The 21099-nt window shown below is 64.2% G+C and carries 20 protein-coding genes and 4 pseudogenes; 11 read left to right on the forward strand and 13 right to left on the reverse strand.

The features are described 5' to 3' along the window. Nucleotides 1-81 precede the first annotated feature (81 nt). From QMG52_RS12355 to QMG52_RS12370, 4 genes are all read right to left on the reverse strand, one after another. Nucleotides 82-456 carry a VOC family protein gene (locus tag QMG52_RS12355; protein WP_283560705.1) on the reverse strand — a complete coding sequence of 125 codons (375 nt, stop codon included), beginning with the start codon at nucleotides 454-456 and terminating at the stop codon, nucleotides 82-84. Nucleotides 457-524: 68 nt separating this feature from the next. Further along, nucleotides 525-860: an SRPBCC family protein gene (locus QMG52_RS12360; RefSeq protein WP_502920516.1), complete on the reverse strand. Its 336-nt coding sequence runs from the start codon at nucleotides 858-860 to the stop codon at nucleotides 525-527. Between the two features lie 56 nt (nucleotides 861-916). Then, entirely contained in the window at nucleotides 917-2920 is a 2004-nt protein-coding gene (locus tag QMG52_RS12365; RefSeq protein ID WP_283560706.1) for a vWA domain-containing protein, read from the reverse strand. A 26-nt stretch (nucleotides 2921-2946) separates the two neighbouring features. Beyond that, complete coding sequence (locus QMG52_RS12370; RefSeq protein ID WP_283560707.1) at nucleotides 2947-4335, reverse strand: magnesium chelatase ATPase subunit I; 1389 nt, start codon at nucleotides 4333-4335, stop codon at nucleotides 2947-2949. A gap of 90 nt (nucleotides 4336-4425) precedes the next feature. Here QMG52_RS12370 and QMG52_RS12375 point away from each other — a divergent pair, with 90 nt between their 5' ends. From QMG52_RS12375 to QMG52_RS12395, 5 genes and pseudogenes are all read left to right on the forward strand, one after another. Continuing rightward, complete coding sequence (locus tag QMG52_RS12375) at nucleotides 4426-5091, forward strand: MSMEG_4193 family putative phosphomutase (RefSeq protein WP_283560708.1); 666 nt, start codon at nucleotides 4426-4428, stop codon at nucleotides 5089-5091. Then, nucleotides 5088-5807: an SCO1664 family protein gene (locus QMG52_RS12380; protein WP_283560709.1), complete on the forward strand. Its 720-nt coding sequence runs from the start codon at nucleotides 5088-5090 to the stop codon at nucleotides 5805-5807. The genes QMG52_RS12375 and QMG52_RS12380 overlap by 4 nt, the downstream gene beginning before the upstream one ends. 81 nt (nucleotides 5808-5888) lie before the next feature. Further along, entirely contained in the window at nucleotides 5889-6362 is a 474-nt protein-coding gene (locus QMG52_RS12385) for an NUDIX hydrolase (protein ID WP_283560710.1), read from the forward strand. Nucleotides 6363-6686: 324 nt separating this feature from the next. Further along, nucleotides 6687-7556 (forward strand): DUF72 domain-containing protein, encoded by an 870-nt coding sequence (locus tag QMG52_RS12390; protein WP_283560752.1) that lies wholly within the window; start codon nucleotides 6687-6689, stop codon nucleotides 7554-7556. Nucleotides 7557-7576: 20 nt separating this feature from the next. After that, nucleotides 7577-8038, forward strand: a pseudogene (locus QMG52_RS12395) (IS701 family transposase). Nucleotides 8039-8278: 240 nt separating this feature from the next. On the opposite strand, the gene QMG52_RS12400 reads toward QMG52_RS12395, so the two are convergent. Then, on the reverse strand, nucleotides 8279-8740 hold the full coding sequence (locus QMG52_RS12400; protein ID WP_283560711.1) for a hypothetical protein: 462 nt from the start codon (nucleotides 8738-8740) through the stop codon (nucleotides 8279-8281). A 529-nt stretch (nucleotides 8741-9269) separates the two neighbouring features. Here QMG52_RS12400 and QMG52_RS12405 point away from each other — a divergent pair. Next, a complete protein-coding gene (locus QMG52_RS12405; protein ID WP_283560712.1) occupies nucleotides 9270-9875 on the forward strand; it encodes a hypothetical protein in 606 nt (201 codons plus the stop codon). A 14-nt stretch (nucleotides 9876-9889) separates the two neighbouring features. Here QMG52_RS12405 and QMG52_RS22320 read toward each other — a convergent pair whose 3' ends face one another. The 4 genes and pseudogenes from QMG52_RS22320 to QMG52_RS22330 form a co-directional block, all read right to left on the reverse strand. Further along, nucleotides 9890-10138 (reverse strand): ABC transporter permease subunit, encoded by a 249-nt coding sequence (locus QMG52_RS22320; RefSeq protein ID WP_502920518.1) that lies wholly within the window; start codon nucleotides 10136-10138, stop codon nucleotides 9890-9892. A 76-nt stretch (nucleotides 10139-10214) separates the two neighbouring features. Beyond that, nucleotides 10215-10589, reverse strand: a pseudogene (locus QMG52_RS22325) (ABC transporter permease subunit); the annotation flags it as partial. Then, the gene (locus QMG52_RS12415) at nucleotides 10590-10847 is read right to left on the reverse strand and encodes a hypothetical protein (protein WP_502920519.1); all 258 of its coding nucleotides are present in this window, start codon (nucleotides 10845-10847) and stop codon (nucleotides 10590-10592) included. It lies immediately after the preceding pseudogene. A 248-nt stretch (nucleotides 10848-11095) separates the two neighbouring features. Next, nucleotides 11096-11242: pseudogene (locus QMG52_RS22330) on the reverse strand (transporter substrate-binding domain-containing protein); the annotation flags it as partial. Between the two features lie 717 nt (nucleotides 11243-11959). On the opposite strand from QMG52_RS22330, the gene QMG52_RS12425 reads away from it, so the two are divergent. Then, the gene (locus QMG52_RS12425; protein WP_283560715.1) at nucleotides 11960-12151 is read left to right on the forward strand and encodes a hypothetical protein; all 192 of its coding nucleotides are present in this window, start codon (nucleotides 11960-11962) and stop codon (nucleotides 12149-12151) included. A 154-nt stretch (nucleotides 12152-12305) separates the two neighbouring features. On the opposite strand, the gene QMG52_RS12430 is transcribed toward QMG52_RS12425, so the two are convergent. Together QMG52_RS12430 and QMG52_RS12435 are read right to left on the reverse strand one after the other, a co-directional pair. Then, nucleotides 12306-12611 (reverse strand): hypothetical protein, encoded by a 306-nt coding sequence (locus QMG52_RS12430; protein WP_283560716.1) that lies wholly within the window; start codon nucleotides 12609-12611, stop codon nucleotides 12306-12308. A gap of 506 nt (nucleotides 12612-13117) precedes the next feature. After that, on the reverse strand, nucleotides 13118-13744 hold the full coding sequence (locus tag QMG52_RS12435; RefSeq protein WP_283560717.1) for a TetR/AcrR family transcriptional regulator: 627 nt from the start codon (nucleotides 13742-13744) through the stop codon (nucleotides 13118-13120). Nucleotides 13745-13802: 58 nt separating this feature from the next. Between QMG52_RS12435 and QMG52_RS12440 the strand changes: the two genes are divergently transcribed. The 3 genes and pseudogenes from QMG52_RS12440 to QMG52_RS12450 form a co-directional block, all read left to right on the forward strand. Continuing rightward, complete coding sequence (locus QMG52_RS12440; protein WP_283560718.1) at nucleotides 13803-14228, forward strand: nuclear transport factor 2 family protein; 426 nt, start codon at nucleotides 13803-13805, stop codon at nucleotides 14226-14228. 10 nt (nucleotides 14229-14238) lie between these two features. Continuing rightward, entirely contained in the window at nucleotides 14239-15111 is an 873-nt protein-coding gene (locus QMG52_RS12445; protein WP_283560719.1) for an SDR family oxidoreductase, read from the forward strand. 460 nt (nucleotides 15112-15571) lie between these two features. Then, a pseudogene (locus QMG52_RS12450) lies at nucleotides 15572-15850 on the forward strand (transposase family protein); the annotation flags it as partial. A gap of 41 nt (nucleotides 15851-15891) precedes the next feature. On the opposite strand, the gene QMG52_RS12455 reads toward QMG52_RS12450, so the two are convergent. After that, nucleotides 15892-17349 (reverse strand): cation:proton antiporter domain-containing protein, encoded by a 1458-nt coding sequence (locus tag QMG52_RS12455; RefSeq protein ID WP_283560720.1) that lies wholly within the window; start codon nucleotides 17347-17349, stop codon nucleotides 15892-15894. An 856-nt stretch (nucleotides 17350-18205) separates the two neighbouring features. Next, complete coding sequence (locus QMG52_RS12460; RefSeq protein ID WP_283560721.1) at nucleotides 18206-18718, reverse strand: MarR family winged helix-turn-helix transcriptional regulator; 513 nt, start codon at nucleotides 18716-18718, stop codon at nucleotides 18206-18208. 57 nt (nucleotides 18719-18775) lie between these two features. On the opposite strand from QMG52_RS12460, the gene QMG52_RS12465 reads away from it, so the two are divergent. Further along, entirely contained in the window at nucleotides 18776-21019 is a 2244-nt protein-coding gene (locus QMG52_RS12465) for a chloride channel protein (protein ID WP_283560722.1), read from the forward strand. The last annotated feature ends 80 nt before the right edge of the window (nucleotides 21020-21099 follow it).

Consider the following 21099-nt stretch of genomic DNA (forward strand, 5'->3'; position numbering starts at 1 on the left):
TTCATCAACCGTCGCGGCTCCGGCTATTGCAAGTAATTAAACAATCACGGTGGACTTTTATACAGCATCAACAAGTCAAAATTAATGTACTGAAATTTGCTGCAGTGCCCAGGAATTTCCGTCCGGGTCACTAAAGTAAGCGTATTGAACACCGCCCATGTCATCTACATGGCTCACATCCACCCCGCGCTGAATAAGATTCTCCCGGGCTTCGGTGATATTATCAACCACTAAATGAAGATTCTTTATAGAACCAGCATTGGTACTGGAATCACCCATTCCAGTACCAAAAACAATTGAACAAGCAGATCCAGGCGGCGTGAGTTGTATAATCCTCATTCCGTTGCCGGGCTGGACATCATGGTCTAGGTTAAAACCAACTCGATCAACGTAGAAGGTCTTACTGGCATTTACGTCAGTGACTGGCAGGGGTACAACCTCGAGTTTCATATCCATCAGCGAGAACTCCTTCAGAGTTGTTTTGGTTTTATTATAGAACTTCTTCATCCTCGTGGACGACGCCCTCAACGCGGCCGCCCGCTCAAGACTATAGCCGGAGGATGACGGCGGGAGGTGCCCATATCGACCATCTGGTTCAACTGCTCTTCAGACTCAAGCGCGGACAGGTCCGTCATCCGGGTGCGGTCACCGATCTCCTCGAGGGTGACCGCGGCATAGGTGGTGCCCATTGCCTCAACCGGCGCGCCGTTCTCGTCGCCAAACCCGTCGTCAAACTCGAGGCGGTTCGGGGCCTGGACGGCGGTGAAGCGCCACCAACCGCGGGACTTTTCACCTTCGGGGCCCGTCATGTAGTAGCTGGCCCCACCGCCTTGAGCGTGCGTGCGCGGCGAACTACTCATTCGGCTCGGCTGCACCGCAGAAGCCGAGCCTCCGGCCCCCGGCCGCTGGCCGCCGGCTAAGAAGCCCAGTCGGCGTCGCCGTACGGTCCGTGGAAATGGGCGCGGAGGTACTCCCCCACAACGGCGGCCCCGAGATCCGCAGCGTCGGGCGCGACGACGCGGCCGTCGATTCGGCGGGCCATACCCTGGACGAACCGGTCGAGACCCGGGTCGTCGCCGAGCCGGAAGAACGTGACTTGCGTGCCGGCCCGCCCGAGGCGGTCGAGTTCGGCGACCGTGACGCGGACTGTCTCGGGGTCGGGCGGCCAGGAGAACCACGACTCACCCTCCGCCAACAGGTGCGCGGTGGGTTCGCCGTCGGTAACGACGAGGAGGACGGGCTGCATTGACCGGTGCTGGTGGAAGAAACGCTTGGCCAGCAGCAAGCCGTGATGCAGGTTTGTTCCCTGCTCCCGCACCGCCGGCAGGGCCGTGAGCGCGCCGATTTCCATGGACTGCGCATAGCGGCCGAATGTGATCAGCTGCAGCCGGTCCCCACGGAACCGGGTTGAGACGAGGTGGTGCAAGGCGAGCGCGGTGCGTTTCATCGGCACCCACCGTCCCTCGGCGGCCATCGAGAACGACACGTCGACGAGAAGGACGACGGCGGCCTGGGTACGCGCTTCCGTTTCCGTCACCTCGATGTCGCGCACCCCGAGGCGCAACCCGCGGCTCGGATCACCGCCGTCGGCCATGGTGCGGCGGATCGCGTTGGTCACGGTGCGCGTGACGTCCCATGGCTCTGCGTCCCCGAACTGCCACTCACGACTGGAACCGGTCTGCTCGCCGGCGATGCCAGCCACACGCGCGTCCCGGTGACCCTGCCGGCCGGACAGTTGTTTGGTGGTGTCCCGCAACAGGGATTTCCCGAGCCGTCGCATGGCCTGGGGAGACAACCTGAAGTCGCCGTCATCGCCGCGCTGCAGATAGCCGCCGTCCTGCATCGCCCGCTCGATCTCGGCGAGGGTGCGGGCCGTCACGGCCGCGTTCTGTCCGAGCTGGCGGGCGAGGGCATCCAGATCCAGATCGTCAAGGCGTGATCCGTTGTAGGACTGGGAGAGCTGTTCGGCCAGCCCATCGAGTTCGGCGATGTCATGGAGCACGCCTGTGCCGTCGCCCAGCCCAAGCCCCTCCTGGCCCTCGAAGCGTTCGGAGCCGGTCCAGTCCTCGCCGGGGCGTAGGGTGCGCAGGCTCGAGTCGAGTTGATCGAGCTGGGCCATGAGTTCGGGCGAGCCGAACGCCTGGGCCGAGAGGCTCATCAGCTCATCGCGCTGCTCCTGGGACATCGATTGCAGGAGCCGCTGGGCCGCGGCCGCTCGCTGCGCGAGGGCATCGACCAGTTCCTCCACCGATTGTGGGTTCTCCGGAAAGAACCTGCCGTGCCGCGCCATGAAGTCCTGGAAGTCCGCGTCCGTGTCCTCGCCGCGTCGGTGATTGTCGAGCAGCTCGTTGAGGTCGCGCAGCATCTCGCCCACGGCCGCGCGGTCCTCATCAGTGGCGTTCTCGAGCGCTTGTTTCATGCCGGCGAACCGCTGGTCGAGGACCTCACGGCCGAGCAGATCCTTGATCCGCTCGTAGGCCTCCCGGGCGCCGCTCGACTGCCAGTCGTAGGAGGCGAGTTCGTTGACCGCTGCCGCCGTGGAGTGGGGCAGGTTCTGCAGCTGCATCTCCCGGAATGCGCGGTCGGTGTTGTCCATCATGGCGTCGCGGGCGAGCTGCTTGCGCTCTTCCAGCACGGCCGTGTCGAGAAGCTTCTGGACCTCGCTGAGAGTGCCATCCAGCCGGTGGCGGTTCAGCAGATCCTGTCGGCGCTGCTGAACTTGGCCGGCGAGGTCGTCGAGGCCTTCACGGTTCCGGCCGCCGCGCCGCAGGAACTCCTGTAGGGCGTGCCGGGGCGAGTAGCCCGCCATGACGTCCTCGGCGATCGCGTCGAGCGCCTCGGCCAGGTCGACCGGCGGAGCGAGTGGGTCTGGTCCTCCGGTGTACCGGCCGTACCTGGAGGATTGGTTGTGAGCGCGCATGATGCTGCCTTTTCCTTTTCCTATTCCTAACCGTAGATCGTCTCGCCGCCGTCGGACTCCTTGGAGATCCGCCGGGCAAGGAAGAGACCTTCCAGCGCCAGTTCGACGGCGGCGGCGCGCTGCCCGTCGTTTTTCGCGTCCAGGCGCGCGTTGATCTCCTCGTAGAGACCGGACCCGTCGAGGGACGGGAGATTTTCGAGGAACTCCCGCGCGGTGACCTGGTCCCCGGTGGTAACGGTCGTGTGGCCGTCGAGCGCCGCCACGAGCGGACCGAAGTCGAGACCACGGTAGTGCACCCGCACGGCTTCGACGGTGGCCATGCGCAGGAGGTGGTCGAGGACGTCTTGTTCACGCCCCTCCTCACCCGATTCGAACTCGATCTTGCCGGTGAGGACTCCGACCGCCGTCTCCACGTCTACAATCCGCGCGACCGCCTCGTCCTCCCCGCGCACGGTGGCCCGTCGCAGCGCCGCCGCAGCGACGGTCTCGGCGCCCGCGATGGCGAACCGCGCCGAAACCCCGGATCCCTGGTTGATGGCCGGGGACTGCCGCAGCGCACGGGTGTAGCGGGCCAGGATCTCGAGGATGACGGGCGGCACGTCGGCGACCAGCCGCCCCTCTTGCGCGATGACGGCGACCTCGTCGTCCAGCTCCATGGGGTAGTGGGTGCGGATCTCGGCGCCGAAGCGGTCCTTCAGGGGGGTGATGATCCGGCCGCGGTTGGTGTAGTCCTCAGGGTTGGCGGACGCGACGACGAGCACGTCGAGCGGCAGCCTCAGCACGTAGCCCCGGATCTGGATATCGCGCTCCTCCATCACATTGAGCATCGCGACCTGGATGCGCTCGGCGAGATCGGGCAGTTCATTGATGCCGACGATGCCGCGGTTGGAGCGCGGAACGAGACCGTAGTGGATGGTTTCCGGGTCCCCGAGCCGGCGGCCCTCGGCAACCCGCATCGGGTCGACGTCGCCGATCAGGTCGGCGACGGAGGTGTCCGGGGTGGCGAGCTTCTCGACGTAACGTTCCGAGCGGTGGCGCCACGCCACGCGCAGCTGGTCCCCTTCAGCGAGCGCACGGACCCGGGACTGCTCCGTGATGGGTTCATATGGGTGTTCGTTCAGTTCCGATCCCTCTATCACCGGCGACCACTCGTCGAGCAGCCCGACCAGGGTGCGCATGAGCCGCGTCTTGCCCTGTCCCCGCTCGCCGAGCAGGACGACGTCGTGGCCAGCGATCAAGGCGCGCTCAAGCTGGGGAAGGACGGTCCGGCTGAACCCGTAGATTCCAGGCCACGGGTCGCGGCCCGCGGCGAGCGCGGCGAGCAGGTTGTCGCGAATCTCATGGCGCAGGTCCTTGTGCGCATGGCCTGCTGCACGCAGTTCACCAAGGGTGAAGATGTCGGGGCGATCACTCATGCCTCAACGTTAGTCCTCGAACGTGCAATGAATCGAGTATCAGACTTCTCACTATTCCGGCGCGTGAGTCCATGCAACCACATACGCTGGATGTTGATGACTGTAGCAACGCCGTCGGCACCATCAACACCGCCGAGCACCCTGCTCCTTCTGGTGCGGCACGGGGAGACGCCCACCACGGGCACGGTGCTGCCCGGTCGCGCCCCCGGACTGCACCTGTCCGACCAGGGCCGGGTCCAGGCTGAACGGGTCGCGGAACGGCTCGCAGGTCTTCCGGTGGATGGCATCTACTCCTCACCGCTGGAGCGCACCCGGGAGACCGCAGAGCCCACCGCCGCTCGCACCGGACTTGAGGTGAACGAGAACGCCGGCCTGATCGAGTGTGACTTCGGCGAGTGGACCGGCGCCCCACTCGCCGAGCTGGCGGGCTTGCCGCAGTGGCAGACCGTACAGCACACACCGTCGGCCTTCCGCTTCCCGAACGGGGAGAGCTTTTCGCAGATGCAATCGAGAATGGTGGAAACGCTCGAGGCGCTGTGCGCCGCCCATGGCGGCGGCGTCGTCGTCGGCTTCTCCCACGCCGACCCAATCAAAGCCGCCCTCGCCCACGCCCTGGGTTCGCATCTGGACCTCTTCCAGCGCATCGTGGTCAGCCCGGGCTCGGTTTCGGTGATCTCGTACGTGATGGGTCAGGCGCCGGCCGTACTCATGGTGAACTCGACCTTGGAACCCTTGAGTGGGCTGAGGGCGCCGTGAAAGGGGACGAACCGTTTCCCGACCGGGAGCTGACCCTGCTCGCCGAGGGCCGCGTCGAGCTGCTCGGACGCATCCTGCGCAGCAGCAACGCAACCTTCCTTGTCCAAGTCTCCTGCGGCGACGACTCGGCCTGGGCGGTCTACAAGCCGGAGGCCGGGGAACGGCCGCTGTCCGATTTTGAGCCTGGGCTGTACCGGCGGGAACGCGCGGCGTACCTGCTCAGTGAGTACCTGAAGTGGGGCATCGTGCCGGCAACCATGATCCGCGAGGACTCCCCCTTGGGGATCGGGTCGCTGCAGCGGTTCATCGAGGGCGACGTGCGTGAGCACTACTTCACACTGTACGTGGACGCACCCGAGACCCATCGCGCCTTGTCGCAGATCGCCCTGTTCGATTGCATCGCCAACAACGCTGACCGCAAGAGCGGGCACGTGCTGCGCGGGCAGGACGGGCGGGTGTGGGGCATCGATCATGGGCTGTGCTTCTCGGCAGGGAACAAACTGCGCACCGTGATCTGGGACTTCGCAGGCGTTCCCATCCCCCGTGCCCTGCTTGAGAACATCTCCCCGCTCGCCGACGCCGTGCCTCCCGACGTCGCCGAACTCCTCGACAGCGCGGAGGTCGCCGCCCTGCAGCGCCGGGTGCAGCGCTTGCTGCGCGAGCGGGTACTGCCGGTCGACCGCACCGGTATGCGTTACCCGTGGCCGCTCGTGTAAGCGGTGCGGACCGTTGCGAAAACTTCTCCCTATGGTCCCTGAAGCTGGACGCTGCGGATAACCTAGGGAAATGGAGGGCAGGTGAAGATCCGCAGTGCCGGCATTCTGCTGTACCGGCAGAGCGACGCCGGGCTGCAGGTGTGGATTGCGCACATGGGTGGACCCTTTTGGGCCCGCAAGGACGCCGCAGCCTGGTCCATTCCCAAAGGTGAGTATCTGGAAGACGAGGATCCGCTGGCCGCCGCCCGGCGCGAGTTCGAGGAGGAAATGGGTGTCCCGCCGCCAGCCGCCGACTACCGATCCCTGGGCAGTTTCCGGCAATCCTCCGGCAAAGTCATCACGTTTTTCGCCGCCGAAGCGGACTTCCGGCCCGAACGGATTATCAGTAACACCTTCCTACTGGAGTGGCCCAAGGGCTCCGGGCGGGTCAGGCACTTTCCCGAGGTCGACGGCGCCGGCTGGTTCACCGAGCCCGAAGCCCGCACCAAGCTGGTCCGCGGCCAGCTGCCCGTCCTCGACTCACTGGTCCAGCGCGTCCAGGCTTCCGGGGGCTGAAGAGCCCCCACCGTCAGCTCATAGCTGCCCTAGGACGCTCCGCATCCCCGGCATAGGCCTGGTTTTCTCGGCGCGCAGCTGCAATGAGCGACCACAGACGGCCCTTTCCACCAGCGTTCCATCCAGCGTTCCATCCGCCGCGGATCGGCTTCCACCCACTACGGATCGACGCGAGGGGGCGCTTGGGCATGTCATGGCTAGCGTTTTGGGATTCCATCGTGCAGCTCCCTCACCCTGATGCTGGGGAAAACTTGGGCGCGAAGTGCCACCTCAGCCGCACGCCGGCCTTGCGTTATCGTTCAGAAGATGACGACAACGACAAGGATGCCAGTGGCCCGGATCGGCATCTCCGGCTGGCGCTATGCCGGCTGGCGGGGCAGCTTTTACCCGCCCGGCCTGGCACAGCGCAGGGAACTTGAATACGCCGCCGCGGCACTGAATTCCATTGAGCTTAACGGTTCCTTCTACTCGCTGCAGCGCCCGTCGAGCTACCTCCAGTGGGGCCTCGAGACGCCAACCAACTTCGAGTTCGCCATCAAGGGCGGACGGTTCATCACGCACATGCTCAGGCTGCGCAACGTCGACACCGCTCTTGCCAACTTTTTCGCCTCCGGGATGCTGGCCCTTGGCCCCAAGCTGGGCCCGGTGCTCTGGCAACTGCCGGAGCGGATAACCTTCGATGCCGAAGTCCTGGGGGCATTCCTGGGCCGCCTTCCGCACGGCACGGCAGCGGCCGCCGTCCTGGCCACCGGGCATGACGAGCGGCTCAAGGACCGCAACTGGACGGAAACCGATGCAGACCGGCCGCTGCGCCACGCACTGGAGGTCAGGCATCCCAGCTTCGCCACCGAGGAGTGCTACGAACTGCTGCGCCGGCACAACGTCGCACTGGTGCTGGCCGACACCGCCGGCCGGTGGCCCTTCCTCTCCCGGGTGACCAGCGACTTTGTCTATGTCCGGCTGCACGGCGGGGAAGAGCTCTACGTTAGCGGATACAGCGATGAACAACTGGAGCAGTGGGCGCACCGGGTCCATGACTGGCTCTCCGGTGCGGGCTGCCCGGATGGCCAAGGACGGGACGTGTATGTCTACTTCGACAACGACGTGAAGGTCCATGCGCCCTACAATGCAATGGAACTGGCCCGCCGTGTCCAGGCCCTTGGCGCTGCGCCGAAGTGCAGTGAAGGGCAGTAGCGTCTCCGCCTCCGGAGAGGATGCAGCGCCTGTTCTCGACCACGGACTGGGACCCCGACGCGCTGCGCCATGACCTATGCTCCTACGTTGTCCAGCACCTCGCTTCCATCGAGGGCATGCTGATCCTTGCCGAGACCGGCTTCCTGAAAAAGGGCAAGCGTCCGGGCGGGGTCGCCCGCCAGTACTCGGGCACCGCAGACCGGGTCTAAAACTGCCAGATCGGTGTGTTCCTGGCGTATGCGACCGCGGCCGGGCGGACGTTCCTGGACCGCGCACTCTACCTGCCCAAGGAATGGAACGAGGATGCGGACCGGTGCGCGGGCGCGGGCGCGGGCATCCCCGCGGAGCGGGAATTCGCCACGAAACCGGAGCCGGCCAAAGGCATGATCACCCGCGCCCTCGATGGCGGCATGCCGGCCAGGTGGGTGACCGGAGACGCCGTCTACGGCCAGCACTCAGGACTGCGCAAGGCCCTGGAATAACGCAGCGTCTACGACGCGCTGAACGTACCGGTAAACCAGCGCGTCATAGCCAAAATGGAGCCTATCGGCAAGGAATACCGCGCCGACCGGCTCATCGCTTCACTCTCCCGGCGCTCCTGGCGGATCCGCTCCACAGGAAACGGCGCCAAGGGCGACCGCCGCTATGCTTGGGCCCGTGCGCGCATCAACGGGGCGAAAGATTCCGAAAGCGAGTACTGGCTGCTCGCCTGCCGGCCTTTGTCAGACCCGGGAGATCTGGTTCGCTCTAACCTCCCACGCACACCCCGTGGACTTCGTCCAGGATCTCAACGGTGAACGGACACTCTCTTGGGACATCCAGTAGTCATTGATGGCCTGCACCGCCTGCTCCTTCATCATCCGGGCAACCACTCCTTCATCCATCCCGACGGTGTGGGTGAGCTGCCAGACCAATGCCAGGGGAAGCGCCGCTGCGGGCACGGGCGCCGCCCCGCGCGCCGGCAGCATGCCGTCCTCGACACAGGCCGAGAACTCATCATCACCGACCACGAGTTGGTCCTGGAGAATGTCCAGATCGACGGCGAGTACGTGATGCGGTCCACCGGCCGAGAAATCCGCGTCTGCAGGATCCTCCCGTCGGGCAGGGCCAGCCGGCAGGTTGCGTGGTGCCTCACGGGCTTCCCACGGGCATTGACCACCAACTCCCAGTGCTCGGTCAGGCAAAACTTCTTGTGGTCGTCCCGTCCACCCAGGCGGCGGACGCTCACGCCACGGAGCCGGTGAGCCAGGCAGCCAGCTGCTCATCGGTTGACAGGTCGATGAGCTGGACCAGCGCCCAGTTGTCCCGATGGTTGGGTGCGGCATTCAGGTGGTCTTCCCAATCCTCCGCATAGTCGCGTAATGCGTCTACAAAGCCCGCCAGGCCTCCCCCAGCTGCGTGGCCTCGGCGGCAAGTGGCTGCCCCGGCATGAAGACGGCCCAGGCGCCGTCCTCATTCACGACCTGAACGTTCGCCACCACGGTTAATTCCAGATACCGGCGCAGGCTCTCGCCATTGACGACGGCGGCCGGGGCCCGGCCGGGGGCGGCGGATCGTGGACAGCCCTCCCCGCTCGCTGGAATCCAGGATTGCCTTCAGTGAGTCCCGGGCCTGGGTAAAGCCGTAGGTGCGGCTGCCAGCCACCAGCAGATAGCCTATGTCCCCCGTTTCGAACAGGGTCTGAGTGGTTACACAGCAAGGTAGATTAGGACCATGGTGCTGGTAAACAACCTCACGGTCGACTCGTTGGCAACGGCGATGCGGACCCACCTGCTCCCGGCTGATGCGGACGCCGTAGAGCGAGCCCGGTTGACGTGGGAGCTGGGGCTGGAGGGCGAAGTCCCTCAGACGATGGATGATGTCAAAGCGTTCATCGACTCCCTCTTCGAGGAGTATGGGGAGAACATCGACGACGGGCCCGGGGTGTGCGCGCTGCTCGTCCGTGTCCGAGGACTCCTCGGGGAGTTCATGGCCCCCGCCGACGCGGATGCGGCGATCGAGTCGTTCAGGCGGTCGTCCGAGTCGCACACCGACGAGGTGAAACGGGTCCGACGGGATTGGAAAACCGAAAACGTCGGGCGGGCGCGAAGGATCAAGATGATTTGGTGGCTCTACTGGATGGTCGCCGCCATCATGACGGCCGTGGCCGTCGGCCTGGCGATCGCCTCCGGTCATGGACTGAACGTGCTCGTGGTCGCGATCCTGGCGCCGGGCGTCTTCGGCATCATCGGCGGCTTCCTCGCCGCCATCTTCAGCTCCATCCGGCACGAACCCTCCCACGGACCACTCCATGTGGAAACGCCCATTGACTTCTCCTGAACCCACCACGCAGATTACGGACCTCGGCGCTCAGGCGGGCAGCGTGCTCTCTGCTGCGTGTTGTACAGCAGGTCCCCAACCCCGATCACAATGACCAGCGAGGTGGTTTTCAGCATCCCAATAACCTCGTTGCCCACCGGAGGGATGATCACCTTCATGGCCTGGGGAATGACGACGAAACGCAGGGTGTGCAGCTGGCTGAAGCTCATCGAACGTGAGGCCTCCGACTGGGCCGGGACGCTGAGCAGCCCGGCCCGCACCACTCCACGAAGGTGGGGCCCCAGGGGATTCCGAGTCCGATTTTAGGAAACAGGACGGCGGAAAGGCCCAAAACAGCAGTTGGACCAGCGGCGGCGTTCCCCGGAAGAACCAGATGAAGGCCCCGGAGACCCCCCGCAGCAGCCAGTTATCCGACATCCTCATGACCGCTGCCACCAGTCCGACGACGAAGCCGATAGCCATGGCGATAACGGTCAGTTCCAGCGTTATCAGCAGACCGCCCAGGATCCGGGTATCCAGGAAGTACTTTCCCACCGTGGTCCAACCGAATCCGGGGTTGGTTATCAGGGTCCACACACCGTAGACGATGGCAAACAGCACGACGACGACGGCGACGATCTGGCCGGGCCGACGGCGGCGCAGCACCGGCTTGGTGGTCAGCGCCTGATAGGCGTGGCCGATGTCCGGTTCGCTGAGCAATTGGCGGTCGTTCATCTAACCCTCCACGGTGGGATTGATCTCCGCCGTCTTCACAGCTGACGGCGTCAGGTTCCATGCGGCCATGATCTTGCCGTACGTGCCATCATCAATCAAGGACTGGACGGCGGCCTGGAACGCCTTGGCCGGCTCGCCGTCGCCCTTCGCCATAGCGACACCGGCCAGGGACGGCTCGACCAGGATCGAATCGATCTGGGCGAATGACTCCGGCTGGACCTGCGAGTAGTAGGCGGTGAGCGCGTTGTCCGCCAGCATCGCCTGGGCTCGGTTGGAGGCGAATGACTGGTTTGCGCTGTCCTGCTGGGGCAGTAACAGCGCAGTGATGGCCGGCTTACCGGCCTCGGTACACTGCTTTCGAAGTTCGGCAGGACATTCAGGGCCGGCGTCGTCCCGGTTTGCGCGGTCACCGTCTTACCGCACAGATCCACGACTGTGTGGAAACTTCCCTCGTTGCCCTTCTTGACCATCACCGATGTTCCGCCCTTCGTGAAGCTGACCATGTCCACCACGGTTGTTCGTTCAGCAGTGATGGGGAAGGCGGCCCAGGAGACGTTATAGCGTTTGGACTGGAGCCCGGCCAGGATGCCATTGAAGTCACCCCTCGTGATGTCAATTTTGATGCCCATCTTGTTGGCCACAGCCAGAGCCATGTCCGATCCAGGCCGATGATCATGCCGGTGTTGTCGGTGAAATCGATCGGCGCATAGGTCGGGTCCGTCACCAGCAGCATGCTGCCCTTGGACAACACGTCGGCCGGAAGCAGGCCCTGCACCTTCGTGTCCAGCGTTACTGCCTGCGCCGCCTGATGTCCGCCCTCCCCCAGCGCCGGCTTCGACGTCCCGGACGCATCGACCGCTGCCGCCGGCGCCTCGCTGTTGGTACAGCCTGTAGAGGCAGCGATCAGCAGTGCAGAGACCGCCAACAGGCAGGATTTGGTAAACATGGTGCTCTTGGTCATCGTGTCTCCAGTGGCAAAAGTTGGGCTTTTCTCCCGACCGCCATGTCCCACGTCTGCCTGGGCACGTTCTCCCGGGTCAGCGTGAGCACGGCTCGTGCACAGTCCAGTCAGCAAACTGAACCGCCTCCAGCACGGGTGGGACGGTCGCGACAGAATCAAGTCCCCCATGTAGATGTTCCGGCAGCAGGGCGAGAGTCTGATGGGACAGGTCGTGGCGGACGTGGGCTGCGCAGATACTGCCGGCAACACCCTGCACCCACGCGCGAAAGCTAATACCGGGCAGCTCTCGACGACGATGCCTGGACCGCCGACGTCGAAGCCGCAATCGCAACGTTCGGCAACCGTGCGCGCAACGAGATCCTGCGTTATCTTGCTGCCCATGCGCCTGCTCCCCGCGCAGACATTGTCGATGCGGTCACTGTGGGCCGACGAGCCCAGCGTGGCCCAACCCAACACCGCCTGGTTTTGGAGGGTGCCGGGGCTATTGGGGCTGATGTTGAACCGGGACGGCGGCACGTCCGATCGCCGCGATACTTCGTCAAACGAGGAACGTGTCAAGGACCTGCTGGCCGCCCATCTTCACTACCTGCTGGGAGGTTAGCGGCTGCCTGCTCCCCTTTAGGCTGAAGTCCGATGTCCTTGTTCAGGTATTCCGAAATGACCCTAAGGGTCTCTGGGGAAACGTCCCCCGGAGTTCGGGCGGCAAATGATTTAACCTGTGCTGCCCGCAGAGCGCGGACAATTCCAGCTGCGAATCAAATGCGCACCGGCAGATCGGTCTCCTCGCCGGAGAGAAGATACGACGGATCCACGTTGAAAATACCGCAGATTGCCGAGAGCGGTATGGGGTCTGTCACGAGCCGGCCGTTGCCGTCCTTCATGTAGAACCACCAGGCCCGGGAGAGTTTGACGACCCGTACTGCGAGGGCTTCCTGGACCTCACGGAAGGTTACGGGATTTCCCCGTTCGGCCACGACGACGTCGAGGAGAAGATTCAGGCCGCATGCCAGCTGGGCCCCTCGCCGCTGGTAATCTTCGGCGTCACCGGTCATCACCGACATAGCCCAAATGCTACGCCGCTGTATACACACTTTCAGGTTTTGTGCACACGCTCAGAGCCCGAGGTGGGACTCGAACCTTGGATTCCCACTTGCAAACGCTGGGCACCCGCGGAAACATGCGGAATCCTACACAGTCCGACGCACTCGGGGGTCAGTCCGGCAGGAAATGCGTTGACACTGTCAACACGCCCAATCCGGAAAAGTCGGGGCGATGCCCCGGACGCCGGAACACCTTGCAACCGATATAACTTCTTGTTCAGCAAACATCCACCGGACTTCACCACCAACTGCCTTTAGTTGCGGACCGGATCGTCCGTGCCGGTTTCATTCCTTCCAGTCGATCCGTTGGATTGCGTGCTTGCCTCGTTCGCAGATCTACAACACCCAGTGGTGGTCCCACTTGTGGACAGTCGAACTTGATCACACTGCGATCTGGGAGTTTGGCTTGCCAGTGAGCAGCGTTGGCTTCCAGCCGGGCTGGAGGGCGCGTTTCGGTGGTCAATTGATCAGGCGCGCAGGTGAGCGATCAACCCGTCCGCTATGAAGTCGGCATACTGGTCTAGGGTCCAGCCGCTGCGCAGCACGAGCAGGTCATACACCTGCGGGGAGCTGTAGGTCCAGAGGATGTCGCCGACCCGCTCGATCGGAATTCCGTCCGGGAGGTGTCCGGCGTTGGCGATACGGCGCGCGTTGTCGGTCATTCGGGCCCGGCGAGCGTCGTCGAGTTCTTTCTGAAGTACGGCGATTTCTTCGTCTTGTGCAGCGGCGGCGTGGACGACCAACAGGATAGGCGCGACTCGGGGTGCGACCTCGGATGCCAGCCGTCCCCACCCGCGCGCCAACGATCCAAGGTCGTCGGCGGCCAGGGCATCGGAACGGGTCTCGGCCGTTACCGGGCTGACGCCCTGTAGCGCCTGGGCAATGACGGCTTGGACCAGGCCTGATTTGCCGGCGAAACGCTTGTACACCGACTCCGGTGAGACCCCGCACGCCCGTGCGAGGTTCGGAATCGTTGTCGCCGCATAGCCATCGCGCAGCAGCATCTCACGCGCGGTGTCCACCAGCATTTGGGTTGCTCGTTCCGCGCGGGCACGTCGCGCCGAAACGTCATATCGCCTCTTGACGTCGGTCATCGCTCACCCCATAATTGGATCATTAGTTACAGACTACTGTAATGGAATCTAGGCTCTCATGAATGCCGACGCACATCCGTTCCTCCTCACGCTCCAGCAAGCGACGAACGCCCATGATCTGGACGCGCTCGTGGCTTGTTTCAGTCCGGCCTATCGCAACCAGACACCCGCTCACCCGAATCGGGACTTCCAGGGCGAGCAGCAGGTCCGTGCCAACTGGCAGCAAATTTTCGCCTTCGTGCCTGATGTTCACTCCAGGGTGTTGCATTGGGTGGCGAACGGCCCCGACGTCTGGTCGGAGTGGGAGATGAGCGGCACCCGGCGTGACGGCACCCGGCACCTGATGCGCGGCGTCATCATCTTTACCCTCCAGCACGGCCAGGCCATGTCGGCCCGTTTCTACCTCGAACCCGTCGACGAGAACAACGGCGCGAACGCCGACGCTGCTGTCAGGCAACAAGTGCACGCGGCGACCTCGTCATGATCCGGCAAACATGATTGTGGTCGCCGGCGGCAGTGGGCTGGTCGGCCGGCAGGTGGTCAACGATCTTCTCCTGCGGGGCGAACAGGTCCGGGTGCTCGTTCGAGACGCCGGACGTGCACGCGCCGTGCTGGGCTACGACGTTGACGTGCGGGCGGCTGACGTCCGTCAGCCCGGCCTCGACGAGGTGCTGGGCGGTGCGTCCGTGGTCGTCTCCGCAGTGCACGGATTCCTCGGCGGCCGCGGCGCCGGACCGAGAGATGTCGACGAGCGAGGCAACGCCAATCTCATCGGTGCGGCCGCTATGGTCGGTGCCAGCGTAGTGCTGGTCTCGGTGATCGGTGCTGCCGCTGATGGCCCTCTCGAGCTGTTCCGTGCGAAGTACGCCGCCGAGCAGCACCTGTTCGCCAGCGGCGCCCCATGGACCATCGTGCGTGCGTCTCCATTCATGGAGACCTGGCTGGGTATCCTCACCCAGACGGCGGGAAAGTCGGGGCGTCCGGTGCTCTTCGGGCATGGCCATCAGCCCATCGCCTTCGCCTCCGCAACGGATGTCGCAGCCGTCGTCAGCCGCGCTTGCACGGACACAACACTTCGCGGGCAGCTCCTTGAAGTGGCCGGTGAGCCAATATCGATGACCGAACTCGCGCACGTGCTTCAGGCGGCGCGCGGCTGGAACGGCACGGTACATCACATACCCCGCCCGGTGTTGCGGGCATTGGCCGCGCTCGCCCGACCCGTCAACCCGGCCTTCGCTCGCAAGAACCAGGCCGCAGCCTTCATGGATACCGACCGCTCCTACACGCCGACCACCGAAGCTGCCAGGGTACTGGGCCGAGCGCCACTGAAAGCCTCCGACGTCATTACCAGACTCGGCAGTATCTGATTCCATGGCCCCATGCCCACCAACAGCACTTCGGGCTGGGAGGCTTACTCTGTCATGCTCAGTTTTAACAACCTTCGGACGGCCACGACGTTCGCCCCATGAGCTACCCACGAAAAAGCCGCGGACTCGCAATCGTCCGCTCCTGGTGGTCGCCGGTGGTGGGCGCATTCATCGTCGCAGCCGCCACCGGCCCGGGGCTCGCTTCACCGCCGCGCCTGGTCCGCTCCGGGTCAGGGCGTTGTGCAGTCGGCGGCGGACATTGGCCCGGGACCAGCCAACCGCGGCCACCAACCGGTCCAAGATCTCGCCCCGACCCTTCTTTGAAGCCCGGAAATACTCCGCGGCTTCCTTCCTCGTGATTTCCCTGCGCGCAGACAACGTCAACCCATAACCCATCCCTCCAGCACACCAAGAGTGCCCGGCGGTGGCCAGAGATTTTGCGAGTATTTTCCAAAGGGTGTGCATGAATCGGTCCCCCCGATACGATTTGGGCGGTGCGGTGGCCGCCGAAGGGCGGTCACTGGACTGGGACACCAGGGATGGTCTACCTGGAAGCCGACGCCCCACGGGTGAAATGTCGGGTCCCCGGGGTGGTCGTCCAGGCTATGCCGTGGACCAGGCACGGTGCCGGCCACATATACCAGTTCGACGCGCACGTGGCGTGGCTGGCGACGAAGACATCGAAGACCGCGGCGCGTGAGCTGATGCGGACGCGTGGCGGACGGTGGGGAAAACGATACCCTGCGGACTGGGGATGTCAGCTGGTGCCGCGGGGCTGCTTCAGGCTCGCGGCCCGAAGAGCTCAGAGACTGCCTCGGCGGTTTCAGAGAGCGCAAGAACCAAGTCTCCGGCACGCAGCTGCATGCCGCCACGGACTTGGACGAGATGTCCGTCGCGGCGGACCATGCTGATCCAGCCGTCTTCGCCCAGCGCCAGATCAGCGATGGTAGCCCCGTCGGCAGCGGAACCTTCGGCAACAACAAACCGGTGGAGGCCGTGCGGTTCATCCCTGAACCGCATTCCCAGAGCCCATGGCTGCTGCTCCACCCGACGCATCGGCACCTGGAATGTGGACGCCAAATAAGGCAACAGGCCCCCCTGAAGGGCAACCGAGATAAGTACGACGATGAAGATGATGGAATACATGGCTTGGGCGTGTTCGGCACCGGACCCGAGGATATACATACCCAAAAGAATCGGCACAGCACCCTTCAGCCCGGCGCTAAGAATAAACGCCCGCTCCCCCAGCTTGAGTTTGATCCTGACAGACAACAATCCAACCAGGACCGGTCGGATAACAAGGATCAGCAGCCCCGCCAGGGCAAGACCGATCATTACCACCCCCGAGCTGAGGACGTCGCGAAGTGAGACACTCAATCCCAGTACGGCGAACGCGACAATTTCCGAGATACTGGCAATACCGGAGGCAAAACGCTCGATCTCCAGTTTGTAAGGCGCCCGGGAATCACCAACTATGATCCCTGCCAGGAAGACGGCGAGGAACCCTGATCCGTGAAGCATGGTGGCCGCCGCATAGATGAAAGCGGCGCAGGCGATCGCCCGTACCGAATGGAGCGACTCGTTCGGCAGGCCAACATGGCGCATCAATTTCATCAGTCCATAGCCCCCGAGGATCCCGACAACGGCTCCGACCCCCATCTGCAGGAGGAATTCGCCCACGCCTCCGGCCACCGCTGACAGGCCTCCGCCGCCGGCGGCAAGGAGACTGGCCATCAGGGCAATGCCGACAGGATCGTTCGCGCCCGACTCTCCTTCGAGGATCGTCCCGCTGCGGCCGGCGATTTCACGGCCTCCGAGGACTGAAAAGACCACCGCGGGGTCCGTGGGTGAGAGCGCCGCTCCCAACAGCAGCGACGCCCGCCAGTCAAACCCGAAGAAGTAATGGGCGGCTGCGGCAAGGGCGGCTGCCGTCACAGCCGTCCCGGCAACTCCGATCCAGACGATCGCGGCCGAGGCACTCCGGAAGCGTCTGAAGCCAATGTGCATTCCACCGTCGAACAGAATGAAGACGAGGGCCACCGTGACAATACGCTCGTCAACTTGGGTCGGCACCTGGCCAAGGACCGGGAAGAGGTCCGATGCGACTGCTGCAACGACGAGGAAGAGCGCCGGAGCGGGGACGCGTATTCGCTGGCCCAGGCGGTTCGACGCGACTGCCACCATCAATGCTGCCGCCACCAGGAGGATGACAAGACTGAAAGGCTCTACATCAGGCACAGTCGAAGCCTACTCTCCCGGCACGGACCTGGCCCCCGGCCCCGGCGGTGAGGAAGCAAGGTGCAGTCGCGGCGTCCATCAGCTGATACATAGCTTCCCTAAGGCCTTTGCGGATAAGCGAAACATTTGCTGGCCGCGGTGGCGAACCCGATGATCATGCCAAGCTGCATGAGGAACCAGTAGGCGGGGCTGGCCCAGAAGTTTACCACCTGTATATTCCCCTCGTGGAGGCCAGGGACACGGCTGTCGAAGCGCCATTGAGCAGGGCAAGATTGAAGTTGGGGGCCGACGTGTCAGTTCAGCGCTGCTGGAGCCCGACGGCGGTCCTGCCGCCGGCTGCGCGCCGCCGACGGAATTCCCGGCCGCCTGTGGCAGCAGATCGACTGCCATCTGCGCGATGGCGTGGGCGAAGGGGGCGGTATTGGCGGATTCAGTACCGAACTGCCCATTGCCGCTTCATTGCCGGCCGGATCGATGAAGAACAGTTCGGAGCCGTGGACGACCACTTGGGTTTTGGGGTCCACGGAAATTGGGTCGCCGTATTTGCTGGCAGCGTCTTTGAGCGGGGGTGCCGGTTGCGAAAACCCGGTTCGGGTCATCCGCGAGACCGTGCCTGTCCGTCCAGTCCTTCACATCAGTTGGGCTCGGGTGAAAGGAGTTGGCGTTGATGGACTGGACGACCACCTGACTGGCTGCTGCCCGAGATCATGGTCTGCTGCAGCGACATCCGGGCCAGCAGCATGCACAGGTCTTCGCCCCGGTCGTCATTACGGGACAGGACGACTGCTTTCCCTCGGCACTGGGATAAGCTCACCGGCGTTCCGGCGGGCACCGGCATCGCCGCGGAAAAGCATGCCTATATGCCCAGGATCAGGGTCTCGTCCGCGCGCGGTTCACCGGCCGCGCGGGCAAAGGCGTCAAAGCCTGCCAGGACGGTCTCCTGTTCGGAACCGGACAGTCGGCTGAGCACCTCGGATATCTCCTGCCGACGGGCCCGGGTGACCTCGGCGTAGATGCGCGAGCCCTCTTTTGTGAGGGAAATGATCACCTCACGGCGATTCTCGGTGCTCTCGGATCTGGCGATCAGGCCCCCGGCCACCATGCGTTCCGCGAAACGGCTGAAGCTGGATTGGTTGGCGCCCAGCCGCAGTGCAAGCTCTCCCATTCGGAGCGGGCCGAAGTTCGACAGCACCACCAGCACCCTGAACTGTGGAAGTGTCACCGAGTCCATGACCGGCGCCAAGGACCGGGCAATAACACCCAGCAGCGCCCGGGACGCGGTCAGCGACTTATCGACGACTTCATAGCCTGGGCCAACGGGCGCATCCGGCCGGGATGCGGCGGCAGCGGCGGGTGATGATAATGTCATGGTTGCTATAGTACATATATTGCACCACTGCATACATATTCTAACAAGGAGTTTGACGTGACTGCGCTGCATTCGACCGGCCGACGCTGGTTCCCCGGCGGAAGGAGCGTCCGGACGCTGCAGATGCGGCTCGGGGGAACTTCCTACCAGTGGGTTGCGATGGCCATCCTCGTTGGTGCAGGCGCGGGACTGGCCGCCGTCGCGTTCCGCTGGCTGATCAGCGCCGCCACCCTCATCTTTACCGGCACGGCGGATTACTCCGCCAGCCACGGCCACCCGGGCCATCCATGGGCGCCTTGGCTGGGTGGATTTTTCGTTGTCCTGGCCCCGGTTGTCGGCGGACTGTTATATGGACCTTTGGTCGAGCGCTTCGCCCCCGAGGCCCGTGGCCACGGCGTCCCCGAAGTGATGTACGCCGTCAGCCAGCACGGCGGCAGGATCAAAGGCCGGGTTGCCCTGGTCAAAGCGCTGGCCTCAGCCATCTGCATCGGCTCCGGAGGATCCGTCGGCAGGGAGGGCCCCATCGTCCAGATCGGCTCGGCGCTGGGGTCCTGGCTCGCCCGCGTATTCCGGATGCCGGAATCCAGGGTCCGGGCGCTGGTTGCCTGTGGTGCGGCCGGTGGCATCGCCGCCACCTTCAACGCTCCGATTGCCGGGGTGTTCTTCGCCTTGGAACTCATCCTCGCCGATTTTGCCGCCGGATCCTTCGGCGCGGTCGTCCTTGCGTCGGTGACGGCCTCCATCATTGGGCGCAGTTTCCTGGGCAACGAGGCTTTCCTGAAGTTACCACCCTTCACGATCACCTCGGCCGCTGAGTACCCCTTGTTTATCCTGTTGGGCCTGCTCGCAGCGATTGCCGGCGTCGGCTTCACCAGGATCCTGTACCTGTTCGAGGATTTGTGCGACTGGGCGTGGCGCGGACCGGCGTGGCTGCGGCCCGCAGCCGGCGGCGTACTTCTGGGATTGCTGCTGCTGGTCCTGCCGCAGATGTACGGCGTCGGCTACCCGGTCATGCAAGCCGGAGTCGCCGGTTCCTACACCGTCGGGTTCTTGGTCCTGTTGCTCGTAGGTAAGATCGTGGCCACCAGCCTCACGATAGGCATCGGAGGCTCGGGCGGCGTTTTCGCGCCCTCACTGTTCATCGGCGCCATGCTCGGGGCCGCCTTCGGAGAGGCCGCCGGATTGCTGTCACCGGCCCTGCACGGACAGGTCGGAGCCTTCGCCTTGGTGGGCATGGGCGCGGTCTTCGCCGGAGCCGCACGGGCGCCGATTACCGCCGTTATCATCATGTTCGAACTCACCGGCGAATACTCCATCATCCTGCCCCTGATGCTGGCGATCGTCGTCGCCAGCGGCGTTTCAAAAGTCATGAGCCGAGATACCATTTACACCCTCAAACTGCGCCGCCGCGGAATCGATCTTGAGCGGCACCCGGGCACGGAACTTTTGAGCCGAACCCGCGTTGACGCCGTCATGGACACCTCGTTTCGGTCCCTTCCGGGACATCTGAGCGTCGCGGAAGGTGCCCGACGGCTGCTGACGGCGAAACACCCGGCCCTTCCCGTCATCGGTGCAGATGGGAGGTTGACCGGTATTGTCACTGTTCAGCACCTTGCGAACGTGCTGAACGACGACGACGAAAGGGACCGCGTTCCGCTCTCCGACGTCGTCGAAATGCCAGCAACGGTGCTGCCCGAGGACACTCTTCAAATGGTCCTCGACGCGGTGCTGGGCTCCTCCTCAAACGCGGGCCTTCCGGTTACAGATGCAGACGGTTCGCTGCACGGTTGGCTGAACCAGGAATCGGTTCTGCGCATCCTTTCGCGCACTAATGCATTACCGGCATCGGGTCCAGAACAAAGGCCCGGCAGCCCTCGCCCGTCCGCTCAGCCACGGCCGCGTACCGGCTCCGGCGGGAAACGCACACTCGTGCGACGAAAATTCCAAAGGGCGCCCCGTGCACAGCCCAATAATGACCATCGTTCCGGAGCCGACTTGAACAACCGCGCATCTCCCTCGCAACGGCAGCATGCCGGTACCGCCCGGACCGAACGTCCCCAGGTTCACACGAACGGGGGAACGTTCCTGGTCTTCCCCGACGGCCACGTAGTCACAGTCACCAATGAAAAGTATGAACAGGGCTGCCGTGCACTGGCCCGCGTCGCCTTCGCAGACCCAAGGCCAGCAGCGATGGACCAGGCAACGGAGGATTTCCGGCGCACCGAAGAAGAATGCTTCCTGGAATTCGGACTCATTCGCCACGGCAACGAATGGGTTTTCGCCGAGCAGTCAGGACCGTAAGCGCGAAACGGTGCGGTTGCCGAGCGGTGCTCCTGGCCGAAGAGGTCGTTGCACCCGGCCCTGAGCTGCCGCGGAGCTGG

The sequence above is a fragment of the Paenarthrobacter sp. PH39-S1 genome (genome assembly GCF_030063245.1).
Taxonomy (GTDB): domain Bacteria; phylum Actinomycetota; class Actinomycetes; order Actinomycetales; family Micrococcaceae; genus Arthrobacter_M.